The sequence below is a fragment of the Zavarzinella formosa DSM 19928 genome (genome assembly GCF_000255705.1).
GTDB classification, from domain to species: Bacteria; Planctomycetota; Planctomycetia; order Gemmatales; family Gemmataceae; genus Zavarzinella; species Zavarzinella formosa.
In genome coordinates this window covers 173,267-192,148 of the sequence record NZ_JH636442.1, presented here as the reverse complement: position 1 = coordinate 192,148, position 18,882 = coordinate 173,267, and the positions used below count along the sequence as shown (strand labels likewise).

The 18,882-nt window shown below is 60.0% G+C and carries 14 protein-coding genes; 7 read left to right on the top strand and 7 right to left on the bottom strand.

What is annotated here, in order from left to right:
* A partial coding sequence (locus BGIM_RS67220) for a hypothetical protein (protein ID WP_238537700.1) occupies positions 1–233 on the top strand: 233 nt, incomplete at its 5' end.
* Here the strand turns inward: BGIM_RS67220 and BGIM_RS0122015 are convergent.
* Positions 206–2,836, bottom strand: a complete 2,631-nt coding sequence (locus tag BGIM_RS0122015) for a DUF1592 domain-containing protein (protein WP_020471898.1) — start codon at positions 2,834–2,836, stop codon at positions 206–208. The two genes, BGIM_RS67220 and BGIM_RS0122015, sit on opposite strands and share 28 nt — an antisense overlap.
* Positions 2,837–3,053: 217 nt before the next feature.
* Between BGIM_RS0122015 and BGIM_RS0122010 the strand changes: the two genes are divergently transcribed.
* Positions 3,054–3,305 (top strand): BON domain-containing protein, encoded by a 252-nt coding sequence (locus BGIM_RS0122010; protein ID WP_020471897.1) that lies wholly within the window; start codon positions 3,054–3,056, stop codon positions 3,303–3,305.
* 403 nt (positions 3,306–3,708) lie between these two features.
* On the opposite strand, the gene BGIM_RS0122005 is transcribed toward BGIM_RS0122010, so the two are convergent.
* From BGIM_RS0122005 to BGIM_RS0121995, 3 genes are all read right to left on the bottom strand, one after another.
* Positions 3,709–4,623: a DUF1559 domain-containing protein gene (locus BGIM_RS0122005; RefSeq protein ID WP_020471896.1), complete on the bottom strand. Its 915-nt coding sequence runs from the start codon at positions 4,621–4,623 to the stop codon at positions 3,709–3,711.
* A gap of 47 nt (positions 4,624–4,670) precedes the next feature.
* Positions 4,671–5,084, bottom strand: coding sequence for a hypothetical protein (locus BGIM_RS0122000; RefSeq protein WP_063607909.1), 414 nt, complete (start codon positions 5,082–5,084; stop codon positions 4,671–4,673).
* Between the two features lie 280 nt (positions 5,085–5,364).
* Positions 5,365–6,858: an HD-GYP domain-containing protein gene (locus tag BGIM_RS0121995; protein ID WP_157369337.1), complete on the bottom strand. Its 1,494-nt coding sequence runs from the start codon at positions 6,856–6,858 to the stop codon at positions 5,365–5,367.
* A gap of 210 nt (positions 6,859–7,068) precedes the next feature.
* Here BGIM_RS0121995 and BGIM_RS0121990 point away from each other — a divergent pair, with 210 nt between their 5' ends.
* From BGIM_RS0121990 to BGIM_RS0121970, 5 genes are all read left to right on the top strand, one after another.
* A complete protein-coding gene (locus tag BGIM_RS0121990) occupies positions 7,069–8,607 on the top strand; it encodes a sigma 54-interacting transcriptional regulator (RefSeq protein WP_020471892.1) in 1,539 nt (512 codons plus the stop codon).
* Between the two features lie 101 nt (positions 8,608–8,708).
* Entirely contained in the window at positions 8,709–10,640 is a 1,932-nt protein-coding gene (gene mutL, locus BGIM_RS0121985) for a DNA mismatch repair endonuclease MutL (protein ID WP_020471891.1), read from the top strand.
* A 255-nt stretch (positions 10,641–10,895) separates the two neighbouring features.
* Positions 10,896–12,146, top strand: a complete 1,251-nt coding sequence (locus BGIM_RS0121980; RefSeq protein WP_020471889.1) for a DUF1501 domain-containing protein — start codon at positions 10,896–10,898, stop codon at positions 12,144–12,146.
* Positions 12,147–12,190: 44 nt separating this feature from the next.
* Positions 12,191–13,609: a DUF1501 domain-containing protein gene (locus BGIM_RS0121975; RefSeq protein WP_020471888.1), complete on the top strand. Its 1,419-nt coding sequence runs from the start codon at positions 12,191–12,193 to the stop codon at positions 13,607–13,609.
* Positions 13,610–13,622: 13 nt separating this feature from the next.
* Positions 13,623–15,728, top strand: a complete 2,106-nt coding sequence (locus BGIM_RS0121970) for a DUF1501 domain-containing protein (protein WP_020471887.1) — start codon at positions 13,623–13,625, stop codon at positions 15,726–15,728.
* A gap of 146 nt (positions 15,729–15,874) precedes the next feature.
* On the opposite strand, the gene BGIM_RS0121965 is transcribed toward BGIM_RS0121970, so the two are convergent.
* From BGIM_RS0121965 to BGIM_RS0121955, 3 genes are read right to left on the bottom strand one after another with little or no spacing between them, the layout of a single operon-like run.
* Positions 15,875–17,017, bottom strand: a complete 1,143-nt coding sequence (locus BGIM_RS0121965; RefSeq protein WP_020471886.1) for an aminotransferase class V-fold PLP-dependent enzyme — start codon at positions 17,015–17,017, stop codon at positions 15,875–15,877.
* A gap of 26 nt (positions 17,018–17,043) precedes the next feature.
* Positions 17,044–17,712 carry a Uma2 family endonuclease gene (locus BGIM_RS51755; RefSeq protein ID WP_020471885.1) on the bottom strand — a complete coding sequence of 223 codons (669 nt, stop codon included), beginning with the start codon at positions 17,710–17,712 and terminating at the stop codon, positions 17,044–17,046.
* 16 nt (positions 17,713–17,728) lie between these two features.
* A complete protein-coding gene (locus BGIM_RS0121955; RefSeq protein WP_020471884.1) occupies positions 17,729–18,784 on the bottom strand; it encodes a ThiF family adenylyltransferase in 1,056 nt (351 codons plus the stop codon).
* Positions 18,785–18,882: the final 98 nt, after the last annotated feature.

Below are 18,882 nucleotides of genomic sequence, written 5' to 3'. Positions count from 1 at the left end.
GGCGAGCCGAGCAGCGTGAGCTGCCGGGTGGCTTCCGGCAGGGAAGTTACTTCAGCCACGGGCTTGAATCAGGCTGGGTAAAGGGGAGGCGATTCAACCGCCGGGAGCCACCCGGCAGCTCACGCTGCTCGGCTCGCCAATACCAAGACAACTCTGGAAACCCCAAAAAACGCAGCTTCAAATCTTGCGTGCCGGACGCTCGGCTTTACTTGTTCAAAAACAACTCGCTTTGAACCAGTTCGCCGATGAGGTTTCGCAGGGGGAAGTTGCCCCCGGCCCGGTCGAGCATTCCCTCGATCTGGGGACGGTCGGCGAAACCGACCGGGGCGCCGGTGGCGTAGGTCGCCAGTTGGCGTTCCAAGTTCCTTGCCACCAGACGGGTATCATTCAGCAACAATTTCTTGAAACCGTCGATGTCATTGAACTTTTCATGGGTGACGGTTTCCCCGGCGGCGTCCACTGCCGGGCCTTGGCGGAAGCCGACGTGGTAGTAATTCGTCGGGAATTTGCCGGCCGGGTTGAGATGGGAAACGAACATCTTTTCGTAGACCGGCAGGTCTTTGCCTTGGGTCGCCCGGTAACGGTCGCGGAGGCCGCCGATCACGTCGAATGATTCGAGGGCGAAACCGGGCGGGTCCATCTTCGCATGGCACGCGGCGCAGGAGGCATTGTCCCGGTGTTTGGCGAGCAGTTCCCGCACGGTGGTGGTGCCGCGAACATCCGGTTCGATGGCCGAGATATCCGGCGGCGGCGGGTCCGGCGGCAGGCCGAGAAATTTGCGCATGACCCACGCCCCGCGTTTCACCGGGGAGGTCGTGGTGCCGTTGGCCGTCACTTTCAGGACCGCCCCTTGGGTGAGGATGCCGCCGCGATGGGATTCCTTCGGCACGCCGATTCGTCGGAACTGGGTTCCGGTCACTCCGGGGATGCCATAATGCTCGGCGAGACGTTGGTTCACCATCAGGAAATCAGAGTCGATCAGTTTGGCGGCCGAATCGTTGTTCTTCAACAACTCGGCGAAGAACCGCTTTGGCTCCTGCCGCAGGGCATCCGCGAGATAGGGCTGAAATTCCGGGTAGAGGCCGCGATCCGGCGTCGTTTGGTTGAAGTCTTTGAGGTCAAGCCATTGGTCGAGGAAGTCGGCCACGAACCGCTCGGCCTTCGGATCATTGAGCATTCGTTGCGACTGCTCCCGGACGATCTTCGGGTCTCGCAGTTTGCCCTCGGCGGCCAACTTCATCAGCGTCTCGTCCGGCGACGAGTTCCAGAGGAAGTAAGAGAGACGTGATGCCACTGCGTAATCGTCGAGAGGGCCGACGGGTTCCTTGAGGAACAGAAAGTCGGGCGAGCAGAGAACGGCCTTGTAAGCCGTCCGCATGGCGTCCTCGAAGCAGGCACCTGTCGCCAATCGTTGCATCACCAACACGGAATAACGGGCGATTTCCCCGCTCTTGACCGGCCGGCGAAAGGCCCGTGGCAGGAAGTCCGTCAACAATCGCTCGGCCTCGGCGGCCGGGGCGGCCGGGTTCACGGTGGCGAAAACCAATGCTCCGGGGCTGTTGCCGGCGTCGTAGGTCTTCACCCGCCGGGGGACAGATCGTTTCGGTTTCGGGGCATCGGCCGGGAGTTTGGCGAGGGGGATCATCGGCAAGTCGCCGAACAATCGTTTGTGGCTCGCCGGGGGCCATTCCTCGTTCAGCGGCCCCTCAATTTCCATAAAGTCGATGGCCACGGCCGGTCCGGTGTATCCGGCGGCCTTGTCCTTGTGGCTGTAGGGATGAACTTCCCACAGCGAGGCCGGGTCGAACTTCAAATAGTCGTCCGGTTCCAGCCAGGCATCGATTTGGTGAGTGGTCGGCTTGAGGGAGGGGGCGTCAAAGAAACCCAACGCCCGGCTGCCGTAATAGATGCCGGCGGCCCCGGAGCGAGGAGAGGGAAGCACTTCCCCTTTGTCCCACCAGAAGGACCACACGGAGGTGGTCACCCGGTAATGGCCGGGGAAGTTCGGCGAAAACCGGTTGAACCGGCCGGGGAATGATTCGCCGAGACAGCGGAACAGACCAGCGGTGCCGGGTTTGTCCCTCCAGAGGCCCGATTGTTCCAGTTCGCCGAGGCCCTTGAATTTGCCCCCGGCGTAACTGTCCTTGGGGATCGGGAACCGGGAATCATCGTATTTGAAGTTCTTCAGCATCACGCCGTCGCCGTTCGGGATGACGACGCCGAAGTCGTACATCTCGTTGGCGTACATCCGCAACTTCGCGGGCACCGGCGGGACAGCGTATTGGGCAATCGCCTGATCGAGCGCGTGGTCGGCGGCCTCCGCAAACTTATCCATGAGAATCGGGGAAATGTCGAGGGCATTGGCCCCTTTGTCGAAGCCGTCCACCCGGCCGTCGTCAGGCAGCAGGTCTTTGACTTGCAACAACGGAAGTTGGAAAAGATCCCGGAGGGTGTTCTCGTATTCCGTGCGGTTGAGGCGCCGCAGCGTCGTCCGGCCGGATTCCTTGCGGGCGGCCAGTTCGGAGGCGGCCAGTTGCTTGCCGAGGGCATCAATGAATGCCTTGGCTTCCTCCGGTTTTGGTCGGGTCTTCACTGTCATCGGCGGCATCTCGCCCCGTTGCACCCGGTCGTGGAGTTTTACCCACCGCTCGGCGGTTAATTGCTCATCCAGTTTCGCAGAGAGCGAGTCGAGGTTCAAATTTCCCTTTTTTACATCCGCATTGTGGCAACTCTGACAATTCGCTTCCAAAAATGCCTTCAGTGGTGTCTTGTCCAAGTCGGCGGCCCAAACAGGACACGCCGCCAAAAGGAGAAGAAGAGTCTGTGAAAAACGCATGGGAGGTGGTCCGACGGTTGGGAGACAGGTATTATCTCCGCTTGTGCGGAATTTGCCAGCGATTTTCGCTGTCAGGAAATTGAGAAGGGTGAATCGCCGGTACGGCTTTTGCTCCATCTCAATTCATCTTGGCAACACCGCGCGCAAAATCAGTCGGTTTTGAGAACCAGCCGACGAAGGTGAAGCCGATTTCCAAAGACTTGAAAAAGTGAGAGGCATGATCGCCGATTCCACACTGCCTGCGGCAATCGCTCCTTTGCTGCACGACAACCCCGTCACCTGCCTGCGTCGATTGGACGTGACGGAAACCCATGATGAAGTTGTCATCACGGGTCACGTTTCCACGTATTACCTCAAGCAGTTGGCCCAAGAAACGGTTCGTCCCGCCTTGGGCGGCCGTCGGCTCCGAAATCAAGTGAAGGTTGTTTCCTCCGGTTGGGACAAAAACCTTGCGATGAAGACCGTGTGAGTTCGCGTTTTTAAATTCTCTGCCCGCACATCCAACGACGTGACCGTTTTGGCCAAACAAGCTTTTTAAGCTGTTCTTGGCGAAACGGTTTGCGATCATACACCCGCACAAATTTCGAAAACAAAAACTAACAGAAACAAATCTGATCGCCGATCAATCAGCTTGCCTTGGAACAGAGCTAATTTTGCTCGCCCCTTTGGCAAGGTGGAGTCTCACACACCGCCGATCAAAACCGGTGATGAAAATAATAACCAACTTTTCCATCGGACCACCCGTTTGAGTGGCTCGATGGAATTAACGGACGTTCAAATGTCAAATCTTGGTGTCTTGAGCGGTTTCGTGCGCACTTCTGACACCGACTCTGCTCAAGCGTGATCCGGCGATCTACTTTTGAGGCCCATGTTCAATAACTCGAGATGGCTTCCCCGGCCCCGGCTGTTCCCAGTGCCCGCCAAATGTTGATGTCAACATTGTTGCTCACAAAACGAATCGATCCGTCGGACAGGGAGGTCATCACCCCGTTGGTGTGTTTGCTGCGGGCGAATTGATTGATCGGGTTGGCCGTAGTGTATGCCGCGCACGGTGGATTGGGGGCGGCACTGTCACAGTTTTGCGAAGGATAATCCGGCACGCTGCTGTTCGGCCCGGCGAAGGTCGTGAAACCGCACCCCGGCCCCCACCAAACAAACCCCCGCAAGTCCGCTCGTTGTCCTTGAATCACTTCGGCCATCAGCAAGGTGTTGCTGGTTCCGTCCGTGATGTCCGCAAACCGTTTGGTGATATTCGGGGTGAAGGGGGCCTGCCCGAAGGTCACGCCGCTCAGGGTGGCCGCTTGGTAGATGGACGTGTTGCCAAAGTTCACCACATAATTATTGTTCGTGATGGCGCCGATGGGGACGTTGGGCGTGTCGCTCGGACACGTCATCATGTTGTAACGCTGGCCCGTGACATTCGAGTTTGGTGGTGCCCCATAGCGAGGTCCCGTCGAGTCGTTTCCACCAAAGTTGACGTACTGATTGAAGGCTGCGGTCTGTTCGATATATGGCAGAATCGAGATCGCCCAAGTGCCCCAACAGCAATACGGGTCGCCCATGGGGATCGTGCCGGGGGACATGCCATACGGCAGATAGGTCATCGTGTCATGGTGGTTGTGCATGCCGAGGGCCAGTTGCTTCAAATTGTTGCCGCACTTCATGCGGTTGGCGGCCTCGCGGATTTTTTGCACCGCCGGCAAAAGCAGGCCAATGAGAATGGCGATGATCGCGATCACCACCAACAGTTCAATGAGCGTGAAGCCCGGTTTCCGATTGGACGACATTTACAACCTCCGATGAACAAAGAAAATAGCCCGAGAGATTGAGAGGGTTAATCGAGTTTGAACTCGAAGACGTTGGGTCCGTCCGCCGTGACATCGGCGATCAGGACCGAATTGGCGTTGTACTTTTTGGGAATGAGTTCGGGATACACTTTGCCCCCGCCGGGAAACTCATCCACCTTGGCCCCGCTGCCGGCGGCGGAGATCTCCACACGGTATTTTCCGGGCAGAAGCCCGAGATCGGCTGAAATCGCGAACGCCCCGCTGCTGATGCTGGCCCCGCCCATCGACTTGCCGCCCTGGTCCGCCGGGACGAAGCGAATCGACCCTTCGTTCAATTCCTGTCCCTTGAAAATAACCTTGCCGGAGACGGCCACCCGCCGCTCGCCGCCATTGCCGCAACCGGCCGCGAGGACGATCAACAGCGCGGGAACCAAGGCAAAGATCGCGCGAAATAGATTCATGAATTTGGCCCGATGGATGGATTCCAAAGAGACAACGACACCGGCATATCCGGTCAAAAAGGGCGATTGCCACCGACAGGAGAGTGATCGGAGAGAGTGGCTTCGGATTGCGTTCCGACAGCCTGCTAATCAGAACGGAGTTGTTTGAGGAAAACAATCCGTTAAATTTTCATTAATTTTAAGATAACATTCGCAATTGGCGATTGCCAGAAAAAAGAACCATCGGTCTGAAGATTGTCGGACCTTATCCCAAAAACGCCGGAAATTCTTCCGGCGAACATCACACATATTCCGGATACGGCCGACCCAGACGGTTGATGCGTTCATGCCGGGTCAAGGCGCGAACCACGGTGAGGTCTTCTGTTTCTGCGAGATCCAGGAAGCGCGGGGTCGGGTAGGCATGGCCCCCTTCATCGGCGAGGAGGGACATCATTGGCTTGTTCGCCAGAGACAACGCTTGCCGAGGGTCGCGGGTGTTCAGAACCACGCCGGTGGAACCGTCCGTCAGTTCCACGACCGTGCCGGTGGGATAGAACCCGAGAACCAGCAGCTTTTCGGCCGATTGACGATCTAATTTTCCGGAATCGGCCAAGAGCATCACTTCCGTGAGAGCCGCCCGCGGATCAAACGCCGGGCGGTGCGGCCGGGGAGCGTTAAAGGCCGCGTACACATCAATGACGGAAACTAACCTGCCCAGTGGCGACACTTGGGCGTGCCTCAACCCCATCGGATAGCCGGTGCCGTCGGCCCGTTCGTGGTGGGCGGCAATGGCTTCCACCAAGCCGCCGAGCATCGGCAGCCGGTTCATCACCACTTCGGCCCCGTAACGCGAATGGGCCTCCAGATAACGGCGTTGTTCGGTGGTGAGCGGTTTCGCTTGCAGCAGCACGGCCGGGTCCACCCGCAGCATGCCGATGTCTTGCAACATCACCGCGAGAACGACTTCGTGCATCCGGCCACGCCATTCGGTGTCGTTCCGCAAGATTCGCACGGCAATCTTGGCGCTGTTCATCGCATGGGCCGCGATGAAGCGAGCCGGCGCGGGGAGCGAAGGGCCGCCGAGATAAGCCTGTGAAACGTTCGGAGCCGAGTACAGAAACCGCATCGGCCGACCGGCGTCGTGGGTCATCAACGCATGGGTGATTTCGTAAAGCGGCTCCGGGTCAATCGGGGTGTCCGTGTGGTCCAGCGCCGCGAGAAAGCGGGCGAGCTTGTCCGTTCGCGTGACATCACCGCGATGGCTTTCGAGCGCGCTCACCAGCAACCCGAACCGCCGTTGGGCGGCTTCCAGCATGGTTTCCAAGCCCTCGCACAACCGCATTTGGTCGGTGGCGGTGTCCGGGAAAGAAAGGGTGTAACGGACGGCCGCCTCGGTCATCGCGGCGGTTTCCCGGTAATGCACCACCAGCGGATCGCCGTCGCGGGCCTGCCCTTCGTCGTCGGCGGGGGGACCGGCGAGCAACGGATCGTCCGCGATGGCCCGGAGGCGGGTGACCAATCCCTGTGATTCCATTAACAACCGACGCGCCCGGCTGCATAATTGTGTCGGGGCGGCGATTTGCTCTTCTGTCCCGGCCAATTGTCGCAAAGATTGTTCGAGAATCGCCTGATTCCGCGAACCGGCCTTCACCTTTTGCGGCAGAGCCTCGGCCAGCGGATTGCGAATCGTGTCCGGCACCGGTGTCGGGGCGTCCGGGGCGATGAGCCGGGGCATCGCCTCGATTCGCTTGCGAAACTCCGCAATCCGGTTAAGCAGCGTTCGAGTGTCGGTCACGGCTTGGTCACTTTCCCGCAAACGGTAAAACACGATCCGGCAACGGAAGCATCGACCAACCAAGGCCGCGCACTTGACAATTGTTCCGATCATGCCGATTCTGCGGGCCGCTTCCGGGAACTCCCAAGCCTTCAAACTGTCAAGCGGCGCACGATGCGGTAAAATGCCCAAGCCTTGCCGACCGACTGACATCGAGCCGAGAACCTTCCCGTGGCAAAATCAATCGAAATGAAAACCGACCCGCCACCCACGGCCGAACCAACCGAGGATCGCCTCCGCGTGTTGGTGATCGACGACGAGAAGGACCACGCCGAAACGGTGGCCGACATTCTTGACATGCACGGCTACGATTGCACCGTCGCCACCAGCGGCAAGGAAGGGGCCAAAAAGCTGGCCGCCGACGAATACGACTTGGTGGTGACCGATCTGCGAATGGGGGATCTGGACGGGCTGGCGATTGTCAAACTGGTGAAAGAGCAGGGCGACGGATTGGTGATGGTTGTCTCCGGTTCCAATGATGTGAAAACGGCCGTTAAAGCATTGCATGAGGGGGCTTCGCACTATTTGCTGAAACCCCTCGACAAAACCGAGCTTCAAACCGTGGTGGACAAGTCGGCCGACGAACTGCGGCGATTGCGAACCATCCGGGAACTCCGCAAACAATTGGACGAGAAATTCGGCTTCGAGGGCGTGGTCGGCAACAGCCCGAAGATGCAGGAACTCATCACCCGATTAAAAGCCTTTGCCCCCACCAAGGCGACGGTGTTAATCCTCGGCGAAAACGGCACCGGCAAAGAGTTAGTGGCCAAGGCCCTGCACAACAATTCGCCTCGCAAGGCCAAGCCCTTTGTGCCGATGAATTGCGCGGCCTTGAATGAAAACTTGCTTGACGATGAGATGTTCGGCCATGAGCCGGGGGCCTTTACCGGGGCCGAGAAACTCCGCAAGGGCCGGTTCGAGTACGCCAACGGCGGCACCCTGTTTCTCGATGAAATCGGCGACATGCCGATGACTCTCCAAGCGAAATTGCTCCGCGTGTTGGAGAACGGCGAAGTAAGCCGAATCGGCTCGAACGAAACGATCAAAGTGGATGTGCGGTTGATCGCCGCCACTAACCGCGATTTGGAGGCGATGATCCGGGACGGCAAATTCCGACAAGACCTGTATTACCGTCTCCGCGTCGGCCTGCTCCGTATCCCCCCGCTGCGAGATCGCCGAAAGGACATCCGGTTGCTGACCGTGCATTTTTTGGACGAGCTATCCAAACGGCATGGCAAAAAGGTTCCGAAGGTGGCCCCCGGCGTTTGGAAGTTGTTCGATCATTACGCCTGGCCCGGCAATGTGCGGGAGCTTCGCAACCAAGTGGAAAGCATGGTGATCCAAGACACCGACGGCGAACTCGGTCTCGACGACTTGATGGAAGGCGATGGCCCGAATGTCCCCCTGCCCGAGGCCACCGAGAGCGGCACGGACTTCCTCGTCGGCCGACCGCTCCATGAGGTGGAGCGCTTCTACAGTGAAAAAGCGTTGGAGATGAGCGACGGCAACCGCGAAGAGGCCGCCAAGATGCTGGGCATCGGCGAACGAACGCTCTACCGCCAGATCCAAGACTGGAAGCTACAAGACAAAATCAAAAACGCCTTCGCCACCGCCGGGGGCAATCTGGTGCTGGCCGCCGAGGCATTGGGAATGACGCCGGATTCGTTGGAGAAGAAGATGAAGAAGTTGAACCAAAAGGAAGAAGAGTAAGAAAAGTTCCAAGTTTCAAGTTTCAACTTCCATGTTGAAAACATCAACACTGAGTAGATAGTTGTCTCTCGGCAAATAGTTTTCAACATGGAAGTTGAAACTTGGAACTTGGAACTCCTGTCGACGACCAGCAAGCCAACATCAGTGAGTTCATGCCAAGAATCCACCAACTACCGAATTCCGTCATCACGAAGATTGCCGCCGGGGAGGTGATCGAGCGGCCGGCGAGCGTCGTGAAGGAACTGCTCGAAAACTCCATTGACGCCGGGGCCACCCGCCTTGACATCGAACTGGAGCAAGGGGGCACCGAACTCATCCGGGTCGTTGACGACGGGCACGGCATCGAGGCCGAAGACTTGCCGTTGGTGTTCGCCAGCCATGCGACCAGCAAACTTTCCAACGCCGATGATCTCTTCCGCATCGGCACCCTCGGCTTCCGGGGCGAGGCGATGTCCTCCATCGGCGGCGTCGGCAAGGTGACCATCCAGTCCCGCCCGACCGGGTCGGCCTCCGGAGCCTCCATCTTGTGCGATGGCGGCGATCTTTCCGAGGTTCGCCCGTGGAACGGTTCGCCGGGCACGCGCATCGAAGTGAAACACCTCTTCTTCAACACGCCGGTGCGGAAGAAATTCCTCAAGGGAATTCCCACGGAACTTGGCCAAGTCACGGAGACGATCACCCGGCTGGCACTGGCGTATCCGTCGCTGCATCTGTTGCTGAAACACAACAACCGTCTGGTGCATGAGATTCCCTCGTCGGCCGGGCTGGCCGACCGGCTGGGATTGTTCTTCGGCAAGGAAGTGCGGGAGAACCTCATCGAAGTGGAGGCCGAGGCGGGCGGGCTGGAACTACAGGGCTACATCACCGATCCGCAGTGCGACCGGGGCAACGCCAAGTTGCAATACCTGTTCGTGAACGGCCGATGGATTCGGGATCGCAGTCTGGCCCATGCGTTGCAAGAAGCCTATCGCGGCCTGCTGATGACCGGTCGATACGCCATCGGCTTCTTATTCATCACCATCCCGCCGGATCAGGTGGATGTGAACGTCCACCCGACCAAAAGCGAAGTGCGTTTCCGCGATTCGTCGGCGTTGTACAGTCTGGTTCGCGGCGGCGTCAAACGGGCGTTGCTCTCCAAAAACCTGTTGCCAAAGCTGCAAATCCCGGCCGATGAGCCGTTGCCGGAAACCATCGGCAAACCTGTGCGCTCCCCGCGATTCGAGCAAGCCGCCTACACCCCCGCCCCGTGGGAACGGATGGCCCCGCCGCCATCACCCACACTCCCGCCTCCCGCGCCGACGACATTCAAAGCCGACTTACCGGAAATCCGGCCGACCCCGGCGCCCAAAGAGGAAACACTTTTCACCGCCCCCCGCGAGTTCACGCCACCGGACTTCCCCAAGTCGGCAGAGGTTCCCTCGCCCCCGCCGGTTCCGCTGATCCAGATCCCGGTGATGGCCCCGCCGCAACGGGCGATCCAGATTCACGACGCCTACTTGATCGTGGAAACGGCCCAAGGAATGTTGGTGATCGATCAACATGCCTTGCATGAACGCATCTTGTTCGAGCAACTGCGCCGCCGGATTCTCGACGGCAAACTGGATGTGCAACGATTGCTGATCCCCGAACCGATCGATCTCACGATGGAACAAGCCACCGTCGTTCTCGATGCCAAAACCCAACTCGCCGAACTCGGCCTGGAAGTGGAGGATTTCGGCGGCGGCACGGTGGCCGTCTCCAGCTATCCGGCCCTGTTGAGCCGGATTCCCGTGCAACAGATTTTCCAAAGCGTCGTGGACGAGTTAGTGAAGGAAGACCGGACCCCGTCCAAGGCCCATGTGTTTCATCACCTGTTGGCCACGATGGCGTGCAAAGCGGCTGTGAAAGCCGGGGACAAACTCACCACGGACGAAATTGATTACCTGATGCAACTTCGCCAAATGGCCGAAGATTCCCATCATTGCCCCCACGGCCGCCCGACCTCACTGACCTTTAGCAGGCATGAATTGGACAAACAATTCAAACGGATATGACAGATTTTGGAACATTCAAATCCCCGCCAGTTTCAAGAATGCGCTTGACGCTCACCGGCGGGTATGGCACATTCATTATCTCTCCAAGATGTTTGTTTTGATGTTGATCCCCCGCCTGCCCGCCAAATTTCCGGCCGAATTTGGAGAACTCACTTGCGACCATCTATTTCGCATCCCGTCGGGTCGTCATCAGATCTGATTCGTGTGCAATCGCGACGGTGGTTTCTCCAAACGGGAATCGCCGGGCTGGCAGGAATGTCAGTCCCGAATCTGTTGAAAGCGCGAGAGCAAAGCACCGCCTCGGGCAAGCCGACGCGAAAAACGTCCGTGATTATGTTCTGGCTCTCGGGCGGGCCGAGCCATCTGGACATGTGGGACCCGAAACCAAATGCCCCGGCCGAGGTACGGGGGCCGTTTGGGTCGATCTCCACCAAAGTGCCGGGCATTCAGGTCAGCGAGCATCTGCCGCTTCAGGCGAGCATCATGGACCGGCTGACGCTCATCCGCTCCGTCGATTGCCGGGCCAGCAATCATACCCCCATCACCCTGCAAGCGGGCAACGCCCTCGCCCGCCGCACCGAGGATGGTAAAGACGGCGGCGGCTATCCCTCGATGGGTTCGGTGGTCGCCCGTTATCGTGGCCCGAACGATCCGGCGTTGCCCGCTTTTATCGGGTTGGCCGATAGCTGGAAGGCCGACGTTTGGGGCGCCGGTCACATGGGGTCGGCCTACGAGCCGGTGCAAGGGACGGAACTCGCCGGAAGACTGGCGGTTCCCCAAGGGATCACCATTTCCCGGCTGGAAGACCGGGACAGTCTGCGTCACCAATTTGATCGTTTGCAAAACGAATTGGACACCGGCAGTTCCATGACCAACATGGACCGCTACGGGCGTCAGGCTGTTGACATGGTGGTCTCCGGAAAGGCCCAAAAAGCCTTCCGAGTGGATGAAGAATCGGACAAATTGCGGGATGCCTACGGCCGCGACAGCATCGGTGAAAAAGCCTTGCTCGCCCGGCGTCTCGTCGAGGCCGGTTCCACCTATGTTCTCGTCAGCGGGGCGTGGGGCTACTTCGATCACCACGGCGACGACGTTCGCTGGGGCGGCATCGTGAAGGGGCTGAAACCGTTGTTGCCTCGGGTGGACCGGGTGCTTTACGCCCTCATCAACGACTTGCAGGCTCGCGGTTTGCTGGACACGACATTGGTGCTGATGATGGGAGAATTCGGCCGGGGGCCGGTCATTAACAAGAACGCCGGGCGGGACCATTGGACGAACTGCATGTCGATGGTGGTGGCCGGCGGGGGATTGCCGACCGGACAAGTCATCGGCGCGACGGACGCGAAGGGGTATGATATCAAAGAACGCCGGGTCGCTCCTTCGGACCTCGCGGCGACCGTGTTTCAGTATTTGGGCATCGACCTGAACACCAACTGGCAAGACCTGTCGGGTCGGCCGATCCCGATTGTGACCGAAGGGGGCAAGCCAATCCCGGAGTTGAGTTAATTCGTGGCGAATCCGTTCAAGATGCTTTTGTGACCCGAGGTTTCATGCGAGTGCCTGTTCCATCTTCGTCCAGCCAGTCTCCGCAACGGCGTGAGTTTCTTCGCTTCGGCTTGTCGGCGTTTGGGGCGTTGTCCCTGCCCGACGTGCTGCGGTTGCAAGCCTCGGCCGGTCAGCCGGCATCGGGCCAAAAGACGGCGATCATCCTTGTTTGGATGCGAGGGGGATGCAGCCACCTCGACACGTTCGACCCGAAGCCGGATGCCCCGTCGGAATATCGCGGGCCGTTCAAGCCGATCGAGACGAAGACCCCCGGTTTGCGGATGACGGAATTGTTGCCGAAACTGGCGAATATCTCGGATCGCTACACGCTCCTGCGCTCGGTCGCCCACACCGGCGGCGGGCATCCGGCGGGGTCACTGCAAGTTTTGGCTGGAGACACGGACCCGCAGGACAAAGTCCAGCCGGTCTACCCGGATTTCATGAGCGTCGCCCACCGACTGCGCTACGACCCGCAAAAGGCGATCCCCAATTACATCGGCGTGAACCCCATCACCCGCTATGACAGTTTCACCATCGCCGGGCCGACTTACTTGGGCGGGAAGTACGCCCCCTTCTCGGTGCTGGGCGATCCGAACGCCCCCAACTTCCGGGTTCCGAACATCGGGTTGGCGACTGATGAGGATCGCCAACGGCTGCATGGCCGAACGGACTTGTTCAAAAACCTCGATTCCATGCGCCGCGAACTGGATGCCGCCGGTTCCTCCGGGGCCTTCAACCAGTTTCAGGGGCAGGCGTTGAACCTGCTCACCAGTCCCGAGGCTGCGCGGGCGTTTGACCTCAATCTCGAAAGCCCGAAATTGCGTGACCGCTACGGCCGCAATGCTTGGGGGCAGCAACTTCTCATGGCCCGCCGGTTGGTCGAGGCGGGCGTGGAGATCATCACCACCGAACTCTCCGGCCCCTTGTGCGGCCGGGTGCAGAACTGGGACGATCACGCCGTCAATCATCACGTCTTCGACGCCCTGAAGTTCCGGATGCCGACGGTCGATCAGGCCGTGACGGCGTTGATCGAAGATGTTTACGAACGTGGCCTCGACAAACGGGTGCTGGTCGTGCTCGCGGGCGAGTTTGGGCGGACGCCGAAAATCTCCCATGTCGCCAGCAGCGGCGGCGGCGTGGCCAGCGGGGCGACCGGCACGGTTCAACCGGGCCGCGACCACTGGCCCAAGGCCAACACGATGCTCTTCGCCGGAGGCGGCATCCGCACCGGCCGGGTCATCGGGGCGACCGACCGTTTTGGCGAAAATGTGACTGATCGTCGCGTTAGCCCGCAAGACTTCCTGGCGACCCTCTATCAACACTTGGGAATCGACTACGAGAACACCGCCCTGCCCGACCAAACCGGCCGGCCGATTCATATTGTTCAGAACGGCAAGGCCATCCCGGAACTCGTCGCCTCATGAATCGGGAGATCGCATGCGCTCACTCACCGAACATCTCGCGTCCCGCCGAGAGTGCCTTCACGTCGGCGGGTTGAGCGCGTTGGGATTGTCCCTGCCGACACTATTGGGAGCGAATGCTCGGGCGTCCGGTCCCGCCGCGTCCGCGAAATTATCAAGCGACCTCGGTTCGTCGTTCGGCAAGGCAAAGAACGTCATCTATTTGTGGCTCCAAGGGGGGCCGCCGCAACACGAGACGTTTGACCCGAAGCCAGATGCCCCCGTCGATATTCGCGGCCCGTTCAAGCCCATCAACACCAATGTGCCGGGCATTCGCTTCTGCGAATTGCTCCCGCGAACCGCCCGCCATGCCGACAAACTGGCGGTGATCCGCTCGCTCTCGACCCGCGACGACAACCACGATGTGAGCGGCTACTGGCTGATGACCGGCTACCCGTATGGCCCCGGCAGCGCCCGCCAGATCAAGCCGACCGACTGGCCCTATTTTGGCTCGGTCGTGAAGATGCTGAAACCGAGCGAGAAACTCCCCTCCCTCACGACGGTGTGGATTCCAGACGCGATGCGGCTCAACGACAATGTCACCCCGGCCGGGCAGACCGCCGGGTTTCTCGGCAAGTTGTGGGAGCCGGAGCGGTTCGTCGGCGATCCCAACCTGCCCGATTATCACATTCAGGGCCTCGACCTGTCCGGCGAGCTCAACAAAGTCCGCGTCGATCATCGTCGGGAATTGCTCGGCCGCCTTGACCGGGGATTCGACAAAGCGGGGCGAAGTGAAAACGTCGAGGCGTGGGACCGCCTTTCGCATCACGCCTTCGACTTGGTGACCTCCGGCAAAGCCCGCGCGGCGTTTGACCTCAGCCGGGAAACCGACAAAATCCGCGAACGCTATGGCCGCCACACTTGGGGACAATCGGTCCTGCTCGCCCGGCGATTGATCGAGGCCGGTGTGCGGCTGGTTCATGTGAACTGGGCGCGCGACCCTGGCGATTCGGCGGTTGATAATCCCCTGTGGGACACCCATGCCCAAAACGCGGAGCGGTTGCAAGATTCGCTCTGCCCGCAATTCGACGTGAGCTTCGCGGCCCTGCTGGAAGACCTTGCGGATCGCGGATTGCTGGAGGAAACGCTCATCGTGGCCGTTGGCGAATTCGGCCGCACGCCGCGAATCAACAAGCAAGGGGGCCGGGACCATTGGGGCCACGTTTTCAGCATGGCTCTCGCCGGGGCCGGGATTCGCGGCGGCCAGGTGATCGGCGCCAGCGACAAGAACGGCGCCTACCCGGCAACGGACCCGATCCGGGGCGGCGACGTGACCGCGACCATCTTCCACCTGCTCGGCATCGATCACGGCGGCATGTTCATCGACAAAACCAACCGCCCGCACCCGATCACCAAGGGGGAGCCGATCACGGCCGCGCTGGGCAACTCCCCGGCGACCGCCGAACGATGCGAACCCGGCGGCGACCTCGCCTTCGTCCCCCCTTATGACGCCAACTTTCTGCTGGACACGGCGTTCGACCCGAAGATGCCGCTGGTCCCGCCCGCTCCCCCGTCGCGGGACAAAGGCTGGCGGGCCGCCCCTCTCTGGGACAAGTCCGTCGGCGACGGGCTGGCGATCCGAAAAGAGTCCGCCGGCGTGGCGATGGGCTTCGGCCTCGGCGAGAAAATTCCCGGCGCCATCATCGCAGCGGGAAGTCGTTGTGTATTGGGCCAAGAAATCCGCAATGCGCGGGGCGGCCAGTACACCTTTACGATTCAAGCCACCGGAGAAGCCGCATCCGCCGAGGAATTTGAAAAAGTCTTCCTCGCCAATTTCACCTGCCGCCTTGCGATCTTCCGCTACCGCGACATGAACAAAGATCCGCGCGGCGTCGATGAGGTCGCGGCGGCCGAGTTCCGGCCAATTTTCGGAAAAACCGGCAGTTTCAAGGTGGATCGCTTCCTCGGCTCCTCCGCACCGGGAGCCAATTTCCCGATTGGCAACGGTCTGGGCGTGGCGGTTATCATCGAGAAAAAGACGCCCGGTCCGATGACTCTGCCGCCGCAACGAGTGGCTCTTAAAATTCAATCGGTGACGCTCGTCTTCAGTCCGGCTCCCCGCGACGAGAACAATGACGTGTGAGGATGTTGGTTCAACATCCGGAGAAGACCGTGAAGCCGCGACGCAGAGCCTTCAGAGCGTAGCGAGAGCCGGAACCCGACAAGATTCTTGCCAAACTGCCAGGCGATTGCCTGCGAGAAGTCCGGGTTCCGGGTCGCGACGTCGAGTCAGCTCAAGATTTCCTTCAACGCCCCCGTCAGCTTGTCAATGTCTTCTGTCGTGCTGAACGGGCCGGGGCTGACGCGGACGGTTCCTTCGGGGAAGGTGCCGATGGCCTTGTGAACATACGGGGCACAGTGCAGACCGGGCCGGATGGCGATGTCAAAGGCTTGGTCGAGGATGCCGCCGAGTTCGGTGGCCGCGAGGGCTTCGCTGCGGAAACTGAGGGTGCCGACTCGCTTCGAGAAATCACGGTGGCCGAACACGTCGATGCCGCCGATTTCGTCGAGTTGATTCCAGAGGCGTTCCGTCAGTTCCACTTCGTGTTTGTGGATTTTGCCCAACCCCTCGGCCGTCAGCCATTGGATGCCGGCCGACATGCCGGCGACGCCCAGTACGTTTGGCGTGCCCCCTTCGAGGAAGTACGGGAATTCCTTCGGCTGCGTCTCGCTGGAAGAATCGCCGCCGGTCCCGCCTTCCCGCCACGGGCTGATTTTCACGCGGGGGGAGACATACAACGCCCCGGTGCCGGTCGGGCCGAACAGCCCCTTGTGGCCGGGGAACGCCAGCAGGTCAATGAACATCGCCTGAATGTCCACCGGCACAACGCCGATGGTCTGGGCGCAATCGACAAGGAACAACACATCTCGCTCGCGAGCCAGCCGGCCGATATCCGCGACTGGCTGGATGGTGCCGGTCACGTTGCTGGCGTGTGTGATGGCGATGAGCTTGGTTTTCGGAGTAATCGCCGCCTGGATGTCATCCGGGTTGATGGTCCCGCCACCGTCGGCCTTCACTCGCGTGAGCGAGATATGCCCGGCCAGTTCCATCGCTCGCAACGGCCGGCTGACCGAGTTGTGTTCCAAGTCAGACGTGATGACATGGTCGCCCGCCTGAATGACGCCCTTGAACGCCATGTTCAAGGCATCGGTGCAATTCAGCGTGAGGATGAACCGCTCGGAGGCTTTGCCGTTGACGAGTTGGTTGAGCCGATGCCGCCCGTCGTCCAGCACATGCTCGGCCGCCAAAGCCATCTTGTGCCCGGCCCGTCCGGGGTTCGCCATGTCGGTGCGGGCGAACTTGTCGAGAGCCTGATATACAGCCTCCGGCTTCGGAAAGGAAGTCGCCGCGTTGTCGAGATAAGTGGTCATGTCATACCGTTTCGAGAGAGGCGGGTTTAACCGAAGATGTCAGACACGGGGAACTCGGCGACCGTCACACCGTCCAGCACAACGGGAACCGTCTGGCCAGTGACGTAATCGGTGCGATCTTGGTATGCGTCGCCGGCCGGGTTTGTGTGAACCTCAATCCGGGAGTCGGGAATGTTCACGATCCAATAGGCCGGGAGCATGTTACGTGCATATATCCCGGCATTGATCGTGGAATCGAAATCAAGAGTCGTGTCAGACACTTCGATCACCAAAACAATGTCCGACGGAAGGATCGGACGTTCGTTGAACAGGGCCTCCGATCCGCGAATGACGGCAATGTCTGGCTCGGGAGAACTGCGATCTAGATCAATTGGCAGTTGGGATTGCGTGGTCCAATTCGGGCCGGAAAGCCGGGCCATCAAGTTTTGCAACCGCCGTAAAGCGCGACGATGGGGTTGGTTTTGCATCGGTTTGCAAACAATAAGGCCATCAATGAGTTCCACCCGGCTCTCGGGTGACAAAATGCCGATTTCGCCAAGTTTGTAATACTCTTCCACGCTGAACCGAAAGTAATCAACCCGCCCTGACAGATGGTGAGCCGGTTCGACCGGCGTCACGTCATCGCCAATGGCCTCCGGCAGTGTCGGCGGTCCCGGCGGCAGCGTCGGGGCGGGTGGTGTCAGGGTGGCGCTCATGTGGAAACCCTCCGGTTCAATACCCGATGTATTTCGCGTACAACGTCCGGGCCTTGTCAGTGTCATCGGTTCCCTTAATGATGGCCCGGCCGTCGGGGAAGACGGTGAATTCGTAGTCGTTGCCCGCTTCTTGCAGTTGGAATTTTAGCAGGAACTTGTTGTGGCTCACACTCCCGGAGACGCCGAGTTGTCTGGCGAGTCCCTCAAAGTCAAGTTTGTTCTTCACCCGGTGGGACACCTGCACGGCGTTTCGGCCGCACAGGCTGGTCGTTTGCGTGCCGTGTTCGCCTTCGAGCCACTCGAAGTTTTGCTGCTTGCAACAGGGGCAGTTTCGCTTTTCAAGCAACCGGGCAATCTTGATGCGGCGGTTGGTGTTGATCCACATGTCGAATGTGATCAGTTCCTTGTTGATCGCGTCCTTTTTGCCCGCGAGAATCTTCAATGCCTCGGCCGCCTGATAACTGGCGACGACGGCGACCGCCGGCCCCAGAACGCCGGCGGTTTCGCAAGTGCCCACTTCGCCGGGGCCAGGGCTGGCCTCGAACACACAGCGCAGGCAGGGCGTTTCACCGGGGATGATGGTCATCGACTGGCCTTCCGTCCCCACAGCACCGCCAAAGACCCACGGCTTGCCGAGTTTCACGGCCGCGTCGTTGATGAGGTAACGCACCTCGAAATTGTCCGTGCCGTCGAGGATCAGGTCCACGTCGGAACACAAGTCAAGGATGTTCGTGCGGTCGATGTCCGCGACGACCGGCTCAATGGTGATGGCTGAGTTCACCGCCCGCAGTTTGTTGGCGGCGGCAACGCTCTTGGGCATGTTGCCGATGACATCCGATTCGTCGAACAACACCTGCCGTTGCAGGTTGCTGATTTCGACAAAATCCCGGTCAACGATGCGGACAAAGCCGACGCCCGCCCGGACGAGGTGGTTGGCCAGCACCGTGCCAAGGGCGCCGCAACCGCAGACAACGACGCGGGATTTGCCGATGCGTTCCTGCCCGGCCTTGCCGATGCCCGGCACGCGGGTTTGACGGGAATAGCGCTCCGGCGATTTGGGATCAAAACTCATGGTTGTTCGATGGTTGGGAGGAAAAGAAAACGACGGGGCACGGGACGCGAAGCGTCACATCATCGGAGAGCGGGACATCGCAAAAGGGTTCGGCACGC